General features: G+C 36.9%; 11 protein-coding genes and 9 pseudogenes. 10 read left to right on the forward strand and 10 right to left on the reverse strand.

The features are described from left to right. Positions 1-49: 49 nt before the first annotated feature. Positions 50-299: pseudogene (locus BTN50_RS11460) on the reverse strand (transposase); the annotation flags it as partial. A gap of 96 nt (positions 300-395) precedes the next feature. Between BTN50_RS11460 and BTN50_RS12455 the strand changes: the two are divergent. Together BTN50_RS12455 and fusA are read left to right on the forward strand one after the other, a co-directional pair. Continuing rightward, positions 396-614 carry a hypothetical protein gene (locus BTN50_RS12455; protein WP_201260745.1) on the forward strand — a complete coding sequence of 73 codons (219 nt, stop codon included), beginning with the start codon at positions 396-398 and terminating at the stop codon, positions 612-614. A gap of 873 nt (positions 615-1,487) precedes the next feature. After that, complete coding sequence (gene fusA, locus BTN50_RS07150; RefSeq protein WP_096619617.1) at positions 1,488-3,575, forward strand: elongation factor G; 2,088 nt, start codon at positions 1,488-1,490, stop codon at positions 3,573-3,575. A 104-nt stretch (positions 3,576-3,679) separates the two neighbouring features. Here fusA and BTN50_RS09565 read toward each other — a convergent pair. After that, a pseudogene (locus BTN50_RS09565) lies at positions 3,680-3,790 on the reverse strand (IS5/IS1182 family transposase); the annotation flags it as partial. 68 nt (positions 3,791-3,858) lie between these two features. Here BTN50_RS09565 and BTN50_RS12460 point away from each other — a divergent pair. Continuing rightward, a pseudogene (locus tag BTN50_RS12460) lies at positions 3,859-4,046 on the forward strand (IS5/IS1182 family transposase); the annotation flags it as partial. 76 nt (positions 4,047-4,122) lie between these two features. On the opposite strand, the gene BTN50_RS07155 reads toward BTN50_RS12460, so the two are convergent. The 4 genes and pseudogenes from BTN50_RS07155 to BTN50_RS12465 all read right to left on the reverse strand — a co-directional run. Continuing rightward, positions 4,123-4,791, reverse strand: coding sequence for a DedA family protein (locus BTN50_RS07155; protein ID WP_096619618.1), 669 nt, complete (start codon positions 4,789-4,791; stop codon positions 4,123-4,125). A gap of 1,928 nt (positions 4,792-6,719) precedes the next feature. Then, positions 6,720-8,570: a DEAD/DEAH box helicase gene (locus BTN50_RS07165; protein WP_096619619.1), complete on the reverse strand. Its 1,851-nt coding sequence runs from the start codon at positions 8,568-8,570 to the stop codon at positions 6,720-6,722. A 434-nt stretch (positions 8,571-9,004) separates the two neighbouring features. Beyond that, positions 9,005-10,510 (reverse strand): EAL domain-containing protein, encoded by a 1,506-nt coding sequence (locus BTN50_RS07170; RefSeq protein WP_096619620.1) that lies wholly within the window; start codon positions 10,508-10,510, stop codon positions 9,005-9,007. 471 nt (positions 10,511-10,981) lie between these two features. Next, positions 10,982-11,146, reverse strand: a pseudogene (locus BTN50_RS12465) (IS5/IS1182 family transposase); the annotation flags it as partial. A gap of 95 nt (positions 11,147-11,241) precedes the next feature. On the opposite strand from BTN50_RS12465, the pseudogene BTN50_RS09575 reads away from it, so the two are divergent. The 6 genes and pseudogenes from BTN50_RS09575 to BTN50_RS07200 all read left to right on the forward strand — a co-directional run. After that, positions 11,242-11,396, forward strand: a pseudogene (locus BTN50_RS09575) (IS5/IS1182 family transposase); the annotation flags it as partial. Between the two features lie 354 nt (positions 11,397-11,750). Beyond that, positions 11,751-12,695, forward strand: coding sequence for an ADP-glyceromanno-heptose 6-epimerase (gene rfaD, locus BTN50_RS07180; protein WP_096619622.1), 945 nt, complete (start codon positions 11,751-11,753; stop codon positions 12,693-12,695). A gap of 67 nt (positions 12,696-12,762) precedes the next feature. Then, positions 12,763-13,704, forward strand: a complete 942-nt coding sequence (gene lpxM / locus BTN50_RS07185) for a lauroyl-Kdo(2)-lipid IV(A) myristoyltransferase (RefSeq protein WP_096619623.1) — start codon at positions 12,763-12,765, stop codon at positions 13,702-13,704. Between the two features lie 527 nt (positions 13,705-14,231). Next, positions 14,232-15,154 (forward strand): annotated as a pseudogene (locus tag BTN50_RS07190) (IS5 family transposase). Positions 15,155-15,475: 321 nt separating this feature from the next. Next, positions 15,476-15,754, forward strand: coding sequence for a pyrimidine/purine nucleoside phosphorylase (gene ppnP / locus BTN50_RS07195; protein WP_096619643.1), 279 nt, complete (start codon positions 15,476-15,478; stop codon positions 15,752-15,754). Positions 15,755-15,903: 149 nt separating this feature from the next. After that, positions 15,904-16,688: pseudogene (locus BTN50_RS07200) on the forward strand (transposase). Positions 16,689-16,822: 134 nt separating this feature from the next. On the opposite strand, the pseudogene BTN50_RS07205 reads toward BTN50_RS07200, so the two are convergent. The 3 genes and pseudogenes from BTN50_RS07205 to BTN50_RS11475 all read right to left on the reverse strand — a co-directional run. Next, a pseudogene (locus BTN50_RS07205) lies at positions 16,823-16,981 on the reverse strand (transposase); the annotation flags it as partial. A 541-nt stretch (positions 16,982-17,522) separates the two neighbouring features. Beyond that, positions 17,523-17,720 carry a transposase gene (locus tag BTN50_RS12470; protein ID WP_096619644.1) on the reverse strand — a complete coding sequence of 66 codons (198 nt, stop codon included), beginning with the start codon at positions 17,718-17,720 and terminating at the stop codon, positions 17,523-17,525. A gap of 141 nt (positions 17,721-17,861) precedes the next feature. Further along, positions 17,862-18,584, reverse strand: a pseudogene (locus BTN50_RS11475) (IS5 family transposase); the annotation flags it as partial. A 427-nt stretch (positions 18,585-19,011) separates the two neighbouring features. Here BTN50_RS11475 and BTN50_RS07230 point away from each other — a divergent pair. Then, positions 19,012-19,560 carry a hypothetical protein gene (locus BTN50_RS07230; protein ID WP_096619628.1) on the forward strand — a complete coding sequence of 183 codons (549 nt, stop codon included), beginning with the start codon at positions 19,012-19,014 and terminating at the stop codon, positions 19,558-19,560. A gap of 200 nt (positions 19,561-19,760) precedes the next feature. On the opposite strand, the gene ylqF is transcribed toward BTN50_RS07230, so the two are convergent. After that, entirely contained in the window at positions 19,761-20,705 is a 945-nt protein-coding gene (ylqF, locus tag BTN50_RS07235; RefSeq protein ID WP_096619629.1) for a ribosome biogenesis GTPase YlqF, read from the reverse strand. Positions 20,706-21,100 lie beyond the last annotated feature (395 nt).

Genomic DNA, 21,100 nt, shown 5'->3' on the forward strand with positions numbered 1-21,100 from the left:
GCTAATATACCTACTATTAACGTGAAATATTTTTTATTAATATACAAAAATAGTTAAAAAGCATGGTGTTGTTCATGGCTAAGTGCAGGATCATTGCTTTGTTCTTCGTCTTGAACGTGACGCTAACTGTTTTGGCTCGTTTGCTAATGCATGAATAGTAAGGACATGGCAAACGGCAGTTGAATAAATTTGAAAACATAATTAATGAATTTTTGCAGACCTCTCAATGGTATTGAAGATACGCATTTCATCATGAGGACCTCCATAACGGCTAAGTCATAAAATAAACGAGCTTTCCCAGGCTGTGTTTCGTTGCCCTATTAACATCAGTTTAGAAAATTTATTATACTTTGAAAACTTGTAGTAGCTGGTAAACGATACCACCAACGTTTTTTGTGTGTGAAATCATTGCTGCTGAGTTAAGTGCATCAAATGTTACTGATGGTGAAGAGGAACCTAACTTGCTCAAACAGACCCGTTTAAAAATCAATGAAATATCAGCCGATGGTGCTTGCATACTAGATGATGGTACGAAACCGTTTGTATTAAACAAGCAGTGTCACGCATCCCACCAAAAAAGGAGCAACTTTTTAAAAATGAGATCATTCGTATAATTTAGCAGTTAGTTACCAGAAGTTATACGGTTCAAATCAGTATTTAAAAACGAGGTATGGTTACCATAAGCGTTTCCGATCAATGACGACAATATTTCGAGTGAAAAAAATACTGGGAGGAACCTTGAACTTAAGAGATCAGAATATTTAAATTAGCGAAACTTATACCATGACAAAAACATTAAATAAGCTGACCGGACTAGGCATGCCTAAAACAAAAGCAATTGTTTAATTATTAATCATATTGAAATTTACTATCTAAACTTAAATTAGGGAAAAAAGCTTAATGAAAATAAAATTTTCTTAGTTTTCTGCATCAAACGTCTAGGGAATAACTTTAGGTATCTTATAACTAAACGTATTATGACAAGGTCATTGGTTTATTCCAGCTGCTGTGCATGGCACCCTAAACTGCTCATCAACACAGTCAACAATTTGATAGGTATGGTGACCAATGAGCTTACTGAAGTGTTCAACAAGGAGCATTGTTTCAGCAGTAAAAAAATAGCTATTTAAGCCATCATTTTAAGGTTTTAGTTGCTCAGACTGCTCGTAATCTTTACGGTAACGTAGAACTATTGCTTCTTGGAAACGTAAAATTTTAAAAAATTATCGCAAAATGCTAACCTTTTAATATAAAAAATATGGCTATTATACGACATTCACTCGATTATCATGCGTTTTATTATGCTGGATTTTGAATTTTATTTGTGATTATTAGTTAGAGTAATCTTCATAATCTACATTATGATTCTGAATCATTAAGAAATCCAGCATCTTCAATGATGACTGGTATACATGTTTCTTTACGTGACAACGCCTGCTATAATCTTCGTCCTTATATAAGCCAGCAATTGTTTATAGAGATGAACAATGATAGATCTAAGTAGATACAGAAACATTGGTATTTTTGCGCATGTTGATGCGGGTAAAACCACAACTACCGAGCGTATCCTAAAGCTTACTGGTCAAATTCATAAAACTGGTGAAGTTCACGATGGCGAATCTACTACCGATTTCATGGAACAGGAAACTGAACGTGGAATTACCATTCAGTCAGCAGCGGTAAGTTGTTTTTGGAAAGGCTACCGTTTTAATGTTATTGATACTCCGGGACACGTTGACTTCACCGTCGAAGTTTATCGCTCACTAAAAGTACTTGATGGTGGTATCGGTGTTTTTTGCGGTTCTGGTGGTGTTGAGCCGCAGTCGGAAACTAATTGGCGTTATGCGAATGACTCAGAAGTTGCACGTATTATTTTCATAAATAAATTAGACCGTATGGGTGCAGATTTCCTTAATGTTGTTGATCAAATTAAAAACGTTCTAGGTGCAGTGCCACTAATTATGACACTTCCCATTGGTCGTGAAGATGATTTCGTGGGTATTGTAGACGTTCTTGACCGTACAGCATACGTGTGGGATGACACCGGATTTCCTGAAAATTACACAGTTACTGATGTTCCTGCAGACATGATTGACGACGTCGAAATGTACCGTGAAGAGATGATTGAAACGGCTGTAGAGCAAGAAGATGATCTTATGATGGCGTACATGGACGGCGAAGAGCCATCTGTCGAAGACATTAAGCGTTGTATCCGAGCGGGTACACGTACTTGTTCTTTTTTCCCAACGTACTGTGGTTCAGCATTTAAAAACAAAGGGATGCAGTTAGTGCTTGATGCAGTTGTTAATTATCTGCCAGCTCCCACAGAAGTGGATCCTCAGCCACTGATTAATTCAGAAACTGGCGAGCAAAATGGCAAATTTGCGATTGTTTCTGCTGATGCTCCATTAAAAGCGCTTGCGTTCAAAATTATGGATGATCGTTTCGGTGCTTTGACATTTATTCGTATTTACTCTGGTAAACTAAATAAAGGAGATATTATTCTTAATAGTACAACTGGTAAGACTGAACGTATCGGGCGTATGGTTGAAATGCAAGCGAACGAGCGTCACGAACTGGCTTTTGCGCAAGCAGGTGACATTATCGCTGTAGTAGGTATGAAGAACGTTAAGACAGGTCATACTCTGTGTGATGTTAACCACGAGTGTACACTTGAGCCAATGATCTTCCCTACTCCAGTTATCTCAATTGCTGTTTCTCCTAAAGACAAAGGTGGGTCTGAAAAAATGAGTATTGCAATCGGTAAAATGGTTGCAGAAGATCCAACGTTCAAAGTTGAAACTGATGAAGAAACTGGTGAAACCATTCTTCATGGTATGGGTGAACTTCACTTAGATATCAAAGTTGATATCCTTAGACGTACATATGGTGTTGATCTGGTTATTGGTAAGCCACAAGTTGCATATCGAGAAACTATTACTAAAGCTATTGAAGATAGTTACACGCATAAGAAGCAATCTGGTGGTTCTGGTCAGTTCGGTAAAATTGATTACCGTATCAAACCAAGTGAAGCGAACACTGGTTTCACATTCAAGTCAGTGGTTGTTGGCGGCCATGTTCCTAAAGAATTTTGGCCTGCAATTGAAAAAGGATTTGCATCAATGATGCAGACTGGTCCTCTGGCTGGTTTCCCAGTAATGGACGTTGAAGTTGAGTTATATGACGGTAGTTTCCACGCAGTTGATTCATCTACAATAGCATTTGAAATAGCATCGAAAGGAGCATTCCGTCAATCTATGCCAAAAGCTGGTCCACAGCTTCTTGAACCAATTATGACAGTTGACGTGTTTACTCCGGGTGACCATGTTGGTGATGTTATCGGCGATCTTAACCGTCGTCGCGGCATGATCAAAGATCAACAAGCTGGTGTTACTGGTATTCGTATCAAAGGTTATGTCCCTCTTTCAGAAATGTTTGGTTACATAGGTACCCTGCGTACTATGACATCAGGTCGTGGTCAGTTCTCTATGGAGTTCGCACACTATGCAGCATGTCCTAACAGCATTGCCGAGTCAGTAATAGCTGAGCAAAAAAAGAAAAACGATAAGAAGTAATTTGACGGCTCTCATGGTTGAAAGTGTATTTTTAATACGAATGGGAAATCTGCAAGGTTTTATTTTTTATTGCGAATGCAAACTATAAATCTTAACATGATAGGCTATGTGACACTCATTTTTATTCTATGCATACCTAGCTCCGTCAGCTTATTTAACGCTTTTATCATGGCGTAGGTTTCGTTACTCTGAGCATTGTGCTCCTTTAGACTCAACGTTGTGAAATCGTTCGTATTAAACGAGCGGTTTCACTCACATTGCCAAGAAAAGAAGTAATTTTTGAAAAACGAGGTATAGCTACCATAAACATTCCCTATCAAAGACGGCCATATTTCAAGTTAAAAAATTTTTTAAAAAATATTGACCCTGAAGGAGCACAATGCTCAGAGTAACGAAACCTACGCCATGATAAAAGCGTTAAATAAGCTGACGGAGCTAGGTATGCATAGAATAAAAGTGAGTGTTGCATAGCTCATCGTATTGAGAGGGGCTATATGAATTTAAATTAAGAAACAAAGCCCTTTAAGGTCAATATATAAAGACTTTTTTAGATCAACTTCAATTTTGTTTGCAGTGCCTTACGAATTTTCCACGTAATAGCTGTAATAATAACTATGCTCAGAGTGATAAGAGGTGCAGCCATCAACCCCATAGTGACGATGCGGCTAATCGGTTCAGGTAGCACTGGTAATATGAAACCAACTCCCGCAAGTAAACCTACCCATAAGCTTGCACTCAACCACGAGAAGTAATGGAAACGGGGCTCTTCATGAACTCGCATTCCCATCATCATTGGAAGAATGGATCGTACCACAGGCACAAACCGTGCAGCAAATAGGGCTACAAGACTATGACGACAAAGCAATGTATCCACAGTCAGCATTTGTTTTGTGGGTGCTTTGGATAACCAAGACTGCACAAACGGTAATTTATTAAGCCAACGTCCCTGAAGAAAAGCGAGCCAACTACCTGCAGACGCAGAAATAATCAGCAAAGGAAAAATAATGATAGGCTCCAATACGCCTACGCTAGATAGCGTTCCTACTAAGATAACAATGCTGTCACATGGCAGTGGTGCTGCAGGTAAAAAGCCACTTTCTAAGCTAATCAAAATAGCGACGAGTATATATATTAAGGCTGCACTGCCAGGGGTTAGTAATGCGTTGAAGTCTTGATGCCAAATGGCAACCAGCACTTCTTTCATAGCTTCAAACATGGTTTCTCCAAAAGACCAATTTTTAAAAATTATGTTTATCAGGAATCATTAACATTTTTAGACTTTATTTTGCTGTGATTGTTGAGGTAAAAACACAATCCATTATTTATATGCAAAATGTAGAGCAAACAATCAGCGGGATTACATGAATCGCAATTAAAAATTGCTGTCATGCCATCCTGTAAAGCGATGATTGTGAGCCCAAAAAATAACTTAGAAGTAACTTTTTTATCCGACCCAAGTTATTGATGATAGTAGCCAATGTAAAAAAATAATAAATTAAAATAGTGGTGTATTATTGGGCGATTTTATGTCTAAATATAAAATACTTTTCGTCAATGTAGCGTGAAACGATACGATTCTTGATGACCCTCATTGAATAGCCAGCGAGCCACTCGCTGTCTGTGGGATAGAGTTTGGGTTTAAGATAGTGTCAATGCAGTTTTTATCGTGATTGAATCTAATAGCACCGATGGCACAGCTACAAAGTAAGACCAAAAATAATATTATAATAAAAGTCCGTTTATAGATTAGAGTATGTTACATAGAATCCACCATAAAAAAGTACTCTCTATGTACTTCTAAACATTTCAAAAGGCAATATGTTTGTTAGGGTGTAAAATACACTTTATTAAACTAGAGTTCACGGCTTTATTTCCGGATCTGAGTTACAATAATAAATTTCACCATGATGCACTATTAAATGATCGCTTTCATTTTAAGCATCCTAACTCTATCAGCTTATGTAACACTTTTATCATTGCGTCAATTTTGCTAATTTGAGCTGTGTAATCCCTTAGGCTTAATGTCTCCTCGAGTAGTTTTTTGACTCTAACGGTTGCTGTTTTTGCTAGGTAACGGTGATGGTAATCGACTTTATTTTTTAAATTAAAGAACTAAATTTTCAATCAATACTCTAAACAGTTAGGTTCACTTAAATATTCGAGTCTATGAATAATCTTCGCTATAAAATAACTAACTGGAAGCAGTATAATCAAACTTCACTCGATTGGGTTAACTAATACTCTGCATTGATGAAGAAGCTAGTTAGCTATGGACTTAAACTAAGCAGGATAATCATGGAAGACCTCGTTTACTTAGCGATTTAGCCATTGATTCTACGGGGCTCAAAGTCTACGATAAAGGAGAATAGAAAATAAAAAAAATTGCACTGATGGAAAACGGTGAGTTTGGTGCAAGACGGTGAAGTGGCATCTGATTTATTCAAAGTAACTCGTTAAAAATCAATGAAATATCAGTAAATAGTGCTTATGGCACCAGAAAATATTACGAAACGATTCGTATTAAACGAGCGGTTCCACTCATACCACCTAAAAAATAATAATTTTTTAAAATCGATGTTATCCGTGCAATTTAGTGGTTAGTTACCAGAAGTTAGATAGTTCCAATCAGTATTGTAAAACGAGGTATGGTTACCATAAACGTTCCCTCTTAGAAGCGATAATATTTTGAGTCAAAAAACTCCTCGGAGGGACATTGAGCTTCAGAGATCATAATGCTAGGATTAGTGAGACTTACGGCATGATAAAAGCGCTAAATAAGCTGGCTGTGCTAGGCATACCTAAAATAAAAATGATTGTTTAATCATTTTGGGATTTGTTATTTGAACTTGAATTCAGAAACAAAACTCCATTCAACACTAACTAAAAATCCAATTATTTTTCAGTTAGTGCATTCAATAGGTGATTATAATTTAAAGATGATACTTTCGTTCAATGTATCTCCCAATCACTCTATTATGCATTTCCATTGATTCAGAAGTTTATCCATTTAATACATAACCAGCTTTATTATCTAATTTTGAGTTCAAATAGGTTTTTGTTTCCTGCTTTAGGAAAGACAACAAACAGAAAAAAGAGTCAACTATAGCTGACTCTTTTTAACATTTATGCGTTTGCGTGACAATGTTACCCTCTGAATGATGAATAACTATAACTACCACGGTCATGGTTCACACGGCGTTGCTCACTTTCACCACGCGAAGTCCCACGGTTATTCCGCTGGCCACCACGAGGACCGTTATTATCAAAACGACGTCCACCGTTACTTGCATTGCTATTACGATCACCAGTGTTACGACGACGTGATGGTTCCATGTTCACATGCCCTTCAATCAACTGTGCTTCGGTTGCTTGCTGAAGAATACGTAGCTGCTTTAGTTGACCTAATAGTTCTTTAGGCATCTTTTTAGGGAGCTGCACATAAGTGTGTCCAGTTGCTAGTTTAATTGAACCGATAGAGTTTTTTTCAAGACCAAGTTCATTAGCAATTGCACCAACGATATCTTTAACTTGAATGCCTTGCTCACGACCAATTTGCAATTGGTAAATATCCCAATCATCAGCATTATAGCGTCGACGTAAGTTATCAGAATGTGGTCCACGGTTGTCACGACGCTTCCTTTCATGCTCAATCACAGAAATCATTGGATCGGAGCCAGTGTAGAACAACGGACGTTTACCTTGTTGACGTTGTAGCAACATCGCAGAAAGTGTTACAGTGTCAACTTCTATTTGCTTTTGAAGCTTCTCAATTAAGTTTATAAAGACTTCCAAGTTGTCAGACTCTTTCTGTTTAGCTAGATCGTTCGCTAGTGCCGCTAGACGTGCAGCAGTTACTTGATTACGCATTGGAAGTTGAATTTCTCCCATTTTAGTAGACGTGACACGTTCAATGGTACGCAGCATACGGATTTGATTGGTGCGAACCAATAGGATCGCTTTACCAGTGCGACCGGCACGACCAGTACGACCTATACGGTGGATGTATGACTCAACATCAAATGGAATATCATAGTTGAACACATGCGTGATACGTGGAACATCAAGACCACGTGCAACAACATCAGTGGCTACTAAAATATCAATTACGCCTCGTTTAATATGGTCAATAGTACGCTCACGTAATGACTGTGGGATATCACCATGCAGTGCAGCTGCTTTGAAACCGCGTACTTGTAGCCAATCTGCTAGACGCTCAGTATCTTGACGAGTACGCACGAATACGATAGATGCATCAATTTCTTCAGTTTCAAGTAGCCGATCCATTGCTTCATCTTTGTCTACGCCTTTAACAATCCAAAATTGTTGCTCAACTTTTTCAACTGTTTGGTTGCTACCAGCAACATCAATACGTGCAGGTTCGCGAAGAAAGCGGTTAACGATTTCTTTAACCATTGGAGGCATGGTCGCAGAGAACAACACACGTTGTGCAGTAATGGGTGCTTGTTCCATTATCCATGTGACGTCATCAATAAAACCCATTTTTAGCATTTCGTCCGCTTCATCAAGAACAAAGGTTTTTACTTCGTCAAGTTGAAGACGATCACGCTTAATAAGATCTTTAACACGACCTGGAGTACCAACAACAATGTGTACGCCAGAACGTAAAGCACGCATTTGTTCAATGATTGAAGCGCCGCCATAGATCTCTAGCACTTTTAAACCTGCAATTCTTTGGCCAAGAAGTTTAATTTCTGCTGCAACCTGAATAGCCAACTCACGAGTAGGTGCCATAATTATTACTTGTGGCTTATATTGGCTTAAATCAAGTTTATTCAACACAGGTAATGAAAATGCAGCCGTTTTACCAGTACCAGTTTGTGCTTTACCTAGTGCATCAACACCTGTTAATAGAATAGGGATTGAAGCTGCCTGAATAGGGGTAGGCGACATGAATCCGATTGAATTCAAAGCGGAAAGAAGAGTTTCATCTAGTGCGAGCTGACGAAATTCAGTAATAGATACAGTATCGTGCATTGAGATCCCAACATATTGAATAAAGTAACGGGGCCCCTGTAAGCGGTTTCGCACTGTTATCTTTTACTAATACAGGATCACTGCAATATAAATCAGTGCTATCCTACTCTCTGTAACAGCAACTAACGCTACGGGCCTCGACAAATGAGGCACAAAGTCTGCGCTATTATATCAGAAAAAGCTAGAAAAAATTAAATAAGTTCATAACTTTTCCTACAATTGACAGTCTTTTAACTTCAACTTGACTTTATGACTCTGTTTTTTAAATCAAGGAATGAAATTAGTAATTGACGTTCTAAGCAGCTATGCTCATTTAAATGTTTAGGCTGATGAACAAGCTTCGCTACAAAATAATTAACTGGATGCAGTATAATCAAACTTTAATGAATCATGCTTGAATTTATTATTTAAACTAGAATTAGGAAATACAGCCTCTAAAAAATGCTATCTTTGTTCGTAGTAATCTGTTTAAATTTAAAGGATTCAAAAGGAACGGGATCTGCAAAATATGAACCTTGTAGCATTTCGACACCATTTTTAATAAGATAGTCAGCTTGTACTTTAGTTTCTATCCCTTCAGCAACAACATGGAGATTTGATTCTCTTGCAAACGCTAGGATTGCCCCTAATATATTGTTTTTAAAGTCTGCCAACCCAATACTAGTTATAAACATTCTATCAATTTTAATCGTATCAATATTCAAGATGTGTAGATACGAAAAGGCGCCATATCCCGTTCCACAGTCATCAAGCTTAATAGAAATCCCTTTAGCTGTCAGAGTTTCAATACAGGCTGCCGCTTTGTGTAAATCACTAAACTTCGTACGTTCTGTTATTTCTAATGACAGTACATGAGGATCTAATCCTACAGCCGCAATTTTATTAAGAAGCTTGTCCGCCGTATCGGTCTTTTCCAAATAGCTAGGCGAGACATTCACACTCATGAAAAAATTTTCAGGTAAGTTAAGCATCTGAATATCAGCAAGTACATTGTCAATTAATTGATCAGTGATTCTGTCAATTGTGCCATTTTGCTCAGCAATAGGAATAAAAGAGCTAGGGGGAATATATTCACCATTTTCAGCTAACCAACGTACTAAGACTTCTGCGCCTACAACTTTGTACTTACCTCCCTCAGGCATAACGATAGGCTGATAAAATGGAATTAGCACATTAGACTCAATTGCATCGTTCAGTAAACTGTTAAGCCCTTTATAATCAGGTTGATTGAGTTCAATCCCCACGGCGAGCAGTACACCTAAAAGTACCACTAAAATAGCAAAAAATTTGACCAAATTTCCTACAAGGAATTCAACGCCTCGTTCGTTAATATAGAGTTTTGCTCCTATTCCATTATTTAATGTCCCATTATATATTTCTTTGTATGGTTCATTAGTTTGGGAGTAAAGCTGGATATTTCTACCGTTGACATCCACTATTATAAATAGGCAATGGTCACAGTTAGTCAAAAAATTACGAGGTTGTTGAAAAGCAAAGCGTAAAATGCCGCCATTACGATTAAAATGCATTTCTTTAAATTGATTTTTGCTCAAAATAATAGACATATTGTCGAAATTTAGCTGCTCGCTCTCTGGAAACATCATCAGTTTTCGGTCAGCACGATTATTATTGTAGATAGAACAAGACTGGCTATTCTCTAGGTGTAAATCAACATAATCAACAAAAATATTACGCATCTTTGCTTGACTCATGAGTTCAATATCACTGCGATCACAAATAAACATAAGTTGCTCTGATAATTCTCGCATTTGTTCAAAACTTTGTCTATATAAGCTGGTATACAACTGGGAAAAAGCAGTAATGTCTTTCCTGATTTTCTTTTTAACCAACCAATCTGACATTGTGACTTGAGAAAAGTAAGCGATAAGAATAGCAGTAATAATAATTAATGCTTTAAGGTGTTTCTTAAGCCAATGCACTTAGATTTCCACAATAATCCCAATAGATGTGTATAAGAATAGGACACATACAAGTGTTAACTTTGAAAATAGTAATACTTAGTTTAATTGAATCTTAACTTACGATGGTCTGTTGATCTCTGGTGTATATTAATTGTTTAATACTGCAGTAGTAGCCACATTAATATGAGTACTAACGATAAACTTTGTTTCCTAATGCGAGTTCAGATAGCAAGTCTCCATGTGAGAGACTGTTAAACAATTGCTTTCGTTTTAGGCATACCTAGCCCGGTCAGCTTGTTTAAAGTTTTTGTCATGGCGTACGTTTCGCTAATTGGAACATTGTGATACACTTAACTCAGCAGCAATGATTGCATGCACATTTATATCTCCCGCTAAATGTAACTTACATCAGACTTGGCGTTTTTCGTCAGTATCATGCTTTTTTACTTTTCATTCTCCTTCACCCTAGACTTAGAACCCCGTAGAATCCATGGTTAAGTTGCTAAGTAAACGAAGTCTCCCATGGCTATTCTGCTTAGTTTGATCCCATAGCTGAATATCTTCTTCATCAATCCAGAATGTTAGTGAGCCACTATTGATTAAAGCTTGATTGTATTGCTTCCAGTTAGTTGCTTTGTAGCGAAGATTGTTCATAGACCTAAATATTTAAGTAAGCCTAATTATTTAGAGTGTTGATTGAAAATTCAGTTTTTTATTTAGGAAATAAAACTAGTTACTATCAACATTACCTAGCAGAGACAGCAATGGTTCGAATTAAAAACGACTCGGAGGAACATTGAGCTTAAGGGATTACAATTCTCAGATTAGAGAAACCTACGCCATGATAAAAGCGTTAAATAAGCTAATAGGACTAAGTATGCCTAACATTAAAGAGGTCATCTAATAACTAATCATGTGGGCATTTTCTATCTGAATCCGGGTTAGAAAACAAAGTTACAGAAGCGCCGTGGAAAAATTGATCGCGTATTGATCTAAAATACTGTGTATAATTTCCTTGTCTTCATTAAAGTGATCGTATGAATTTCTGGATTAATTGTGAGATTAGCTGTAATGTAATTGACTGTTACGTGGGTTCTCACTGCTCATTAAACAGCATCGATGCAGAATGAATAATGCGATCATGAGTTTGTATGGCTAAACTGCTATCCTTCAAGCGTTAAGCTCCTGATGGCAGGATAAATACTACTATAGCTATCACATCAATGATGACTTAGTTTGTCAGAATTTAGGCAAAAATATGATTATAGTGACTGGCGGTGCCGGTATGATTGGTAGCAATATAATTAAAGCTTTAAACGAAAAAGGAATTAATGATATTTTAGTCGTCGATAACCTTAAAGATGGTACTAAGTTTATTAATCTGGTCAATCTCGATATTGCTGATTATATGGATAAAGAAGACTTTATTGCACGAATCATAGCTGGTGATGATTTTGGAATTATTGACGCTCTTTTTCACGAAGGTGCATGCTCTGCAACCACTGAGTGGGATGGCAAATACATGATGCTCAATAACTATGAGTATTCTAAAGCGCTGCTTAGTTTTTGTTTAGAGCGTGACATTCCATTTTTGTATGCTTCTTCTGCTGCGACTTATGGCAGCCGTAACCATAACTTCATTGAAGAGCCACAATACGAATGCGCACTGAACGTTTACGGTTACTCAAAACAACAGTTCGACAACTATGTTCGGCGCCTATGGGCTAGCGCAAAAGTGTACGGTGAAACACTTTCTCAGATTACTGGCTTCCGTTACTTCAATGTATATGGACCATGTGAAAACCATAAAGGTAATATGGCGTCAGTGGTATTTCATCTAAATAACCAAATCAAAGCTGGCCAGAATCCTAAATTATTCGAAGGAAGCAACGCTTTTAAACGTGATTTCATTTATGTCGGTGACGTTTGCAAGATGAACCTATGGTTCTTGGAGAACTGTGTGTCAGGCATCTTCAACTGTGGTTCGGGCCAAGCAGAAACTTTTCGCACCGTTGCAGAAGCAGTAATCACTTACCATAATCAAGGGGAAGTGGAAGAAATTTTATTTCCGGATCACCTTAAAGGCCGATACCAAACATTCACCCAAGCAGACCTTACTAAGGTTCGTGCGGCGGGTTATAGCGAAGCATTTAAAACAGTCGCTCAAGGTATTTCTGAGTACATGGTAATCCTGAACAAATAATTAAGACATAAATGTGCTTAAGCCTACTTTTTGTTTCACCGCCCGATTCAGCTGCAGTTGTGATTATATGAACAAAAAATTTAGTACCCACTATTATTTACCCAAGTTTGAATGGGTATTCCTTCATCCACGGTTTTGGGGAACATGGCTAGGTACGTTCTTTGTCATCATTCTCGCATTTGTTCCTTTTCGCCTGCGTGATAGATTTGCTGAATTTATCGCTAAGCGGTTGGTCAAACTGAATAATCGCGCTAAAAAGCGCGCAGTGATCAACCTTCAGCAATGTTTTCCAGAAAAAACAGAAGAAGAGCGTTTTGCTATCCTCGAACAAAGCTATATTAATGCAGGATGCGTAATGTGTGGCTTTGCTACCATTATGATGCGTAGTAAGCAATATTTAAAAAAACACACCTTATTCCACAATGAGGAATTAATCATTGATTTAGTAGAACAGGGTGAAAAAATAATTTTATTCGTGCCACACAGCTGGGCAATAGACTACCCAGCTGTGCAGCTTGCTTCCCGTGGTTTGCTTGTAGCCGCAATGGTGAAAAAACAAAAAAATAGCCTGATTAATTGGCTCATGAATGTACAACGCTTGAAATACGGTGGCCGCACACACGAGCGTTCTGATGGTGTGAAACCATTTATCAAGTCCATCCGTGAGGGTTATCTGGGTCATTATTCGCCAGACGAAGATCATGGTTTTGAGCACAGTGTATTTGTACCTTTATTCGGTGCTCAGAAAGCAACATTATCTGGAGTAGGAAGGCTAGCCAAACTGAGCCAAGCTAAAATTGTGCCACTCATGCCTGTCTATAACCGCGCCACAGGTAACGTCGAAGTTATCGTACAGTTACCAATAGCTCCGTTCCCATCAGGCAGTGAAGAAATCGACGCCCGCATGATGAATGAACGAATAGAACAATTTTTAAAATCTGATCCTAGTCAATACATGTGGATTATGAATCTGCTCAGGTCAAGGCCGGATGGAGGTCAAAATTATTGAAAAGTCATTAAATGTGAAGAGTAACACTAAAAATATTTTTTTAAATAGTATCATTTTTCCGCTTTTAAATAGAGCTGAAATTAGAAAAGACAATGCCACTATATTGATTTATTCCCCACAAATGAGTCACTGTTAAATCTCAGTCGCAGGCATAGATAACAGATTAATTGCCAAAGACGGCTCCAATTTAAAAGAGTACATATTGAACTTAATGGCTTAAATGGGCTTAACTTTTTAATTTGAGTGCAGATAGCAAGTCTCAATATAATGAACTATTGAATAATTGCTTTTGTTTCAGGCAAACTTAACCCAGTTTAGCTTATTTAAGGCTTTTATCATGTGTCGGTTACACTAATCTGAGTTGTGTGATTTTTGAAGCTTAATGTTCCTCCAAGTGTTTTTTTGACTCGCATCATTGCTGTCTCTGCTAGGGAACATTTATGGTAACCGGCTTTATTTCCTAAGTAAGGGAACTAAATTTTTAATCAACATCCTAAACAGTTAGGGTCACTTAAATATTCAGATCTATGAACCATTCTCGCTACAAAACAACAAACTGGAAGCAGTATAATCAAGCTTTAATCAATCGTAACTCACTAATATTCTGGGTTGGTGAGGAAGCTATTCAGTTATGCATTAAACTAAGCGGAGTATTATGGGAGCCCTCGTTTATTTAGGGACTTAATCGTTACGACGGCCCTCATGGTTAAATACGTATTTTCAGTGTCATTGAGAGGTCTGAAAGGATTCATTAATTCTGTTTTTAAACTTGCTGAACTGTCTTTGTCATGCCCTCACTGTTCATGTATTAGCAAGCGAGCCAAAGCGGTTAACGTCACGCTCAAGATGAAGAATAAAGGGAGTATCCAGCATTTAATCATGGATTCTACGAGGTGCAAAGTTTGTGGTGAAAGAGAATGGAAAGTAAAAAAGCACGGTACTGATGGGAAATGGAGAGTCTAGCGCAAGTTACATCTAGTGATAAATATAAAGATACATGTGATCATTGCTCCTGAGTTAAGTGTATCAAATGTGACTGACGGTGAAGTGCTACCTAATGTACTCAAATAGATCCGCTTAAAAGTCAATAAAATATAAGTCGATGGTGCTTATGACACTAGACAATGCACGAAACCGGTCGTATTAAACGAGCGGTTCCACGCATACCATTCAAAAAAGGAAGATTTTTTGAAAATGAGGTTATTTGCATAATTTAGAGGTCAGTTACTAGAAGTCATACGATTCAAATAAGTATTGAAAAACGAGGTGTGGTTACCATAAACGTCCCCTATCAAAAACGGCAATGTTTTGAATTAAAAAACTACTTGGAGGGACTGTGAGCCTAAGGGATTACGCAGCTTAAGTTAGTGAAATTTTCGCTATGACAAAAGCATTAAATAAGCTGACAAAGCTAGGTACGTCTAAAATGAAAGTAATTGTTTGGTTATAATTTAAATTGGCATTATGGTGTACCGATGGTTTTGATGTATACGATATCTTTTCCAAGAATACACACCTTGTTTGGCAAGCCTTACACGCAACGCACTAAACAAGATAATGTGACTCCCCACACTTGTTTGAAACGACGCAACAGAAAAAAGCGATATTCAAAATTAAGAAGAATGCATAACAAAGTTATACTAGTTTGATTTATTGGATACATAACTTAATTTAGTTTTTATCGCCACTGAAATAGTGTTTGGGAACATAAGAAGACTGTGATAGCGTTTAGCGATTAAAATACAACGTAATATCAGGAGGTGGGAGAGTGATGTCGAAGGTAAATGAATACTTTGACGGGAATATAAAGGCAATTAATTTTGAAAATAAAGGCCCTTTAAGTATTGGCGTGATGGAAATTGGTGAATACATTTTTAGTACTGTTGCTCCTGAACGAGTGACCATTATTAAAGGTGCGATAACTGTGAAGTTACCAGGGCGTATTGAGTGGAAAATTTACGGTACAAATGATGATTTTGAAGTTCCTGGAGATTCGTCTTTCCAAATGAAGGTTGAGCAAACCACCGCATACTTTTGCGAGTACCTATAGTTTCGACTTTTATGCTGAATTTATTTTCTTAATTAAAAAACTTAATCATCAATTTACGCTTTAAACAACTAAGTACATTTAAATATTGAGGCCTATGGGTCAAGTTTCGCTACAAAATAACTAACTGAAAGCAGTATAATCAAGCTTTAATCAATCCTGGCTTACTAACATTCAGAATTCATAAATAAGTCATCCGCTATGGAGCCATATGAATCAGAATAATCATGGGGGGACTTCACTTATTTAGTGGCCTAGCCATTATGATGGCTCATAGTGAACCGCGTATTTTCACTGCTATTGAGAGATCTGCAGGGATTCATTGATTCTGTGTTCACACTTGCATAACTGCTGTTATTATGCTGTGTCTTAGCAAGCGAACCAGGGCAGTTAACATCGCGTTCAAGACTAAGACAAAAGGAACTATGCAGCGTTTAGTCATTTCTTCTACGGGGCTAAAAATCTACGATGGAGGTGAATAGAGAGTAAGAAACATGGCGCTAACGGACAACATATAGTTTGGCGCCAATTACATTTAGTGGTAGATACAAATACGCATGAAATCATTGCTGCTGGGTCAAGTGCATCAAATATAATTGACAGTGAAGTGCTACCTAACTTACTCAAATAGAATCATCTAATAATCAAGGAAACGTCAGGCAATGATGTTTACGACATTAGACAATGTTATGAAACCATTCGTATTAAAAGAGCAGTTTCACTCATTTTACCAAATAAATAATTTTTGGAAACAGTGTATAATTAGTATAAATATTTTTTATCAAAAATAGTAATGTTTCAAGTCAAAAAACTACTCGGAACGACATTAAGCCTAAAAAATCAGAATGCCTAAATTGATTAATCCTCTGCAATAATAAAAGCATTAAATAAGTTGATAGGATCAGGTACGCCTAACACGAAAATAATTATTGAATAGTGAGTGATGTTGGCATTTGCTATCTGAACTCAAATTGGGAAACAAAGCCTTTGCTTGCTAATGCATCAATGATGATGGGATGACGACGACAGTTGAGTAAGTTTTAAATAAAATTAATATATTCTACAGACATTCAAGAGCATTGCAAAAACTCGTTTGACTATGAGAGCCGCCATTATGGCTAAGTAGTTAAATAAACGAGGTCTCCCATGATTACCCTGCTTCATTTTATTCCATCGTCGCATGGTTTTTGCATCCATCCAAAATGTTAATGAGCCATGATTGATTAAAATTTGATTATATTGCTTTTAGTTGGTTGTTTTGTGATTAAGTTTGTTTATAGACCTTAATATTTAAGTAAGTCTAATTGCTCAGGTCTTGACTGAAAATTTAGTTCCCTAATTTAAAAAATAAAGTCCTTTCAGGTGGACACGCGCTCAATCACCACAAATTTTATCAAATAAAAAATTACATTTTCATAGTTTATAATACGACTAGTAATCATCAAATAATTAAGTTTCCTTAATAGTTACGAGTATAATTATAGTTAGATATGCAGATTCTATGGCTTCCAATCTCTATGCTGCCACTCATATCTAGACATGGGTCAGGATTGGTAAAATTGTGGTACTCCATGCCTAGCACAAAAGCACCTATAATAAGTATTACTACGATAGTCCATTGGAATACTTTCAATATCATGTCAAGTTTTATATCCTTACCAATGTAATGCTTATATTCAATTAACTTGAAGATAGAGACTGGAGCGCCCGAAACTTATGGTTATGCAGGACGTAAAAAAATGATGATTTTTGAAATAATCACAGTGAAGAATTATGTAATAGCCTTTTTGGAACAACGTTTACTTTTGAAGTAAATCTTGCTTCTTAATTGTGAATCTGTTGCCTTCCATAGCTGCCCTATCAGGTTGTGATTGGGGTTATAAAGAGGAAGGTAGTGAAGCTTAAAATTAAAAATAAATGCAGCATCTTTGACAAGGTTACTTCGATGGCATCCAGCACCATCTAGAATAGTATGGAATTGATGAGTTAATGGGAAACTTTCTCAAATTTTAAAAAATGGATAATAACTTCACTTTTTATTGTCTCATTCGCGCTGACTATGATGCTCATAATTCCGCAAAAATTTAAGGACCACTAATATTTAACTAACATGGTAACCATACTTCGTTTTCCAATGCTGATTGGAACCGTATAATTTCTGATAACTAATCGCTAAATTACGCAGATGATCCCGTTTCCAAAAAATTATTTCTTTTTTGGTTGTACGAGTGTAACGTTGTCTGGTGTCGTAAGCACTATCGGCTGATATTTCATTAGTTTTGCGGCGGATTTGTTTGAGCAAGTTAGGCAGCATCTCACCGTCAGTCACATTTAATGCATTTAACTCAGCAGCAATGATTGCATGTGTATTTATATCTACGGCTAAATGTAATTTGTACCAAATTCTCCGTTTCTCATCAGTACCATGCTTTTTACTTTTCGTTTTCTTTCACCGTAGACTTTGAGCTCCGTAAAATCAATGGCTAAGTGCGAGACGTTTCCTTTACTCTTCGTCTGGAACGTGAAATTAATCATTTTGGCTCGCTTGTTCATGCATGAATAGTGAGGGTATGACAATGGCAGTTGCGTAAGCTTGAAAATAAAATGAATGAATTTTAGTAGGCTCTTAATGGCATTGAAAATACATTTTTAACCATGAGGGTTATCGTAATGGTTAAACCGCTGAGTAAACGAAGTTTTCCGTGATTATCCTGTTTAGTTTGTGCAATAGCTGAATAGCTTCATTATCAATCCAGAATGTTAGAGAACCAAGATTAATGAAAATTTCATTATACTGTTTCCAGTTAGTTGTTTTGGAACGAAAATTTTTCATAGACCTGAATATTTAATTTCTTTATTTAGAAAATAGAGTTGGTTATGATAAACGTTCCCTATTAACAACAGCAATATTGCGAATCAAAAAATTTTTCAGAGGGACATTGAGCCTAAAAAGTTACAATGTCCAGATTAACGCAATCTACGCCATGATAAAAGCGTTCGTTTAATAGTTCCTTATGTTGGGATTTACTATCTGCACTAAGTTTTAGGAAACTAAGCCACGTTATTAAATTTTTTCTTTCATTTTATTGTTGATCAATGAGTAACTAGTACCGTATTATCCGGTCCTACTCGTTATGCAGTCCTTTAAAAATAGACTGCTAAGAAGAACATTTGCCTAGAGATTATGATTAACTTGCATTACTGGTTAATAAAAACACAATAACGAATACAGTGCTCGTATTATTAAGAGGAGATCCTTAATGTCATTTAAGTATATTACAGAAATTCTTGGTTGGACTTCAGTTATTTTTTATATTTCTATAACTATTTTCAACTCCATGAAGTTGACGCGTTACGCAGTTTACGGTTCTGCTATTAATGACATATTATGGGCCATCTTGATGGGTTGGTGGCCAAAAGTGATTCTTAATATTTCTGTAGCATCCTTGAATACTTACCGTTACATTAAGGATTTTACAACAGCATCACAAGTAGTCATTTTAGGGATGGGTGGTGTAATGGCGTCTGGTATTCTTTATATTACCTATTTTGCGGTCGTAGCATTCATTGCTGATCCTACACTTCCTGTTGCATTGCAGTTTGCTGACCTTGGTGTGATTCTCATAGCGCTGTACATGACTACGCTGTCTAACTATCGTAAGTTGATGTTGTTATCTGGATTTATTGGTATGGCGGCATATTTTGGTAATGCGCAGATGATGATCATCAAACTACTTGTTATTGGAATGATGATTTACAAGCTGTTTTTTGATAAGTCCAATGAAACGATAGAAACAACTACTGCGTAGTAACCTGCATTTTCGGTAAGGATATTGGGCGTTACAATGAGCTTTGTTTTTTAATGCAAATTTAGATAGCCAAGCTCAATAGTGATTCACTATTAGATGATTGTTGTCTGGTTGCATTATGCTTAGCAAGCATAGAGGATTAACCTTGAGGTTGTTCTTCTTTTTATTTGATGAATAATTAACAAAAATAGCGCATGAAATTAGCGTTTATTACGCAAGTAGCGCTTACGACGTTCTTCTTTTACTTTCGCTTTCTCTTCTGTTTTTTTTCGTGCGGCTTCTTCAGCGTGAATAAGTTCATCATCTATCATCTTTGGATGCTCAAAAGTGATTCTACCTAACATGCCATTACGGAGATCGTTAATTAAAATTTCAGAAGCTTTATGTAGGTCAATGCGTCCACCGGAGCGTAAACAACCCCGCTTCTCTCCTATGGTCGTCATTAGCTCAATATCAGTCTCTGGTAGCACTTCGATATTGTATCGTTTTTTCAAAAATTCAGGATATGCTTTTACTAGATACTTTACAATGTAGAAAGCAACTTCATCATATTTCATTGCGGTGTCTTTGATTGCACCTGTTGCTGCCAAACGAAAACTACTGTATGGATTCTCTACCTTTGACCATAAAATCCCTGGAGTATCTAATAACACGAGACTGTTTTGTAGATTGATACGCTGCTGCTGCCGAGTTACCGCGGGTTGATTACCAGTTTGCGCCACCACGCTACCAGCAAGAATATTAATAATGGTGGATTTTCCTACGTTAGGAATGCCCATTATCATTGTAAAAATTTGTTTGCCTATTTCTTCATAATGAGGTGTGAATTTTCGACAAAGAGCGATGATTCTGTTCACCTCACTAATCTGTCTCGTAGTGATTGCCATTGCTTTTACGCCTTGTTTTTTTTCAAGGTGAGAAAGCCAAAATGCTGTCATTTCTGGATCGGCAAGGTCACGCTTATTTAATATTTTGATTACCAGCTTGTTTTTACAGATATGATGGATTAGTGGGTTTTGACTGCTAAACGGTATACGAGCATCAAGAACCTCTATAATAATATCTACTTTCGGAATAACCTCTTCAATTTTTTTTCGGGCTTTATGCATGTGGCCAGGAAACCACTGAATCGAGTTATTAGTCATGTAAATGATTGCCTTTTGAAACAAACGTTGTGTTTCGCCTGTTTATTCACTATTTTTCATAGTCACTCTATCGAGTTGAGGTTTGGACTATAAAGAGTAGGGGGGGAGTAATTCTCAATATTGAGAACGAATACTGCATTTTGCTAGAGCTACTTCGATGATATCTTGCTTCCTTAAGAACGATATGGAGCTGACGAGTTAATTGGTTATTTTACTCTTAGTATATAGAACGAATGAATAATCTTTTCATTAATCATTGTATCATATTAGCTGACTTCAGTATGCGCAATATCGAGAGTATTTAGGGCATCAATAAAATTAAGATAACTAAGGTTATTCGTCATTTCGAAAACTTTTGTCATTTGTGTATTCATCAAATTCTGTTTCCTACATTA

Source organism: Candidatus Enterovibrio altilux (assembly GCF_002381345.1).
Lineage (GTDB): Bacteria > Pseudomonadota > Gammaproteobacteria > Enterobacterales > Vibrionaceae > Enterovibrio > Enterovibrio altilux.

Bases quoted from the DNA above. Each gene is read 5' to 3' on its own strand.
- fusA (WP_096619617.1), top strand. From the start codon at position 1,488: ATGATAGATCTAAGTAGATACAGAAACATTGGTATTTTTGCGCATGTT.
- BTN50_RS07155 (WP_096619618.1), bottom strand. From the start codon at position 4,791: ATGTTTGAAGCTATGAAAGAAGTGCTGGTTGCCATTTGGCATCAAGAC.
- BTN50_RS07165 (WP_096619619.1), bottom strand. From the start codon at position 8,570: ATGCACGATACTGTATCTATTACTGAATTTCGTCAGCTCGCACTAGAT.
- rfaD (WP_096619622.1), top strand. From the start codon at position 11,751: ATGATTATAGTGACTGGCGGTGCCGGTATGATTGGTAGCAATATAATT.
- lpxM (WP_096619623.1), top strand. From the start codon at position 12,763: ATGAACAAAAAATTTAGTACCCACTATTATTTACCCAAGTTTGAATGG.
- ppnP (WP_096619643.1), top strand. From the start codon at position 15,476: ATGTCGAAGGTAAATGAATACTTTGACGGGAATATAAAGGCAATTAAT.
- BTN50_RS07230 (WP_096619628.1), top strand. From the start codon at position 19,012: ATGTCATTTAAGTATATTACAGAAATTCTTGGTTGGACTTCAGTTATT.
- ylqF (WP_096619629.1), bottom strand. From the start codon at position 20,705: ATGACTAATAACTCGATTCAGTGGTTTCCTGGCCACATGCATAAAGCC.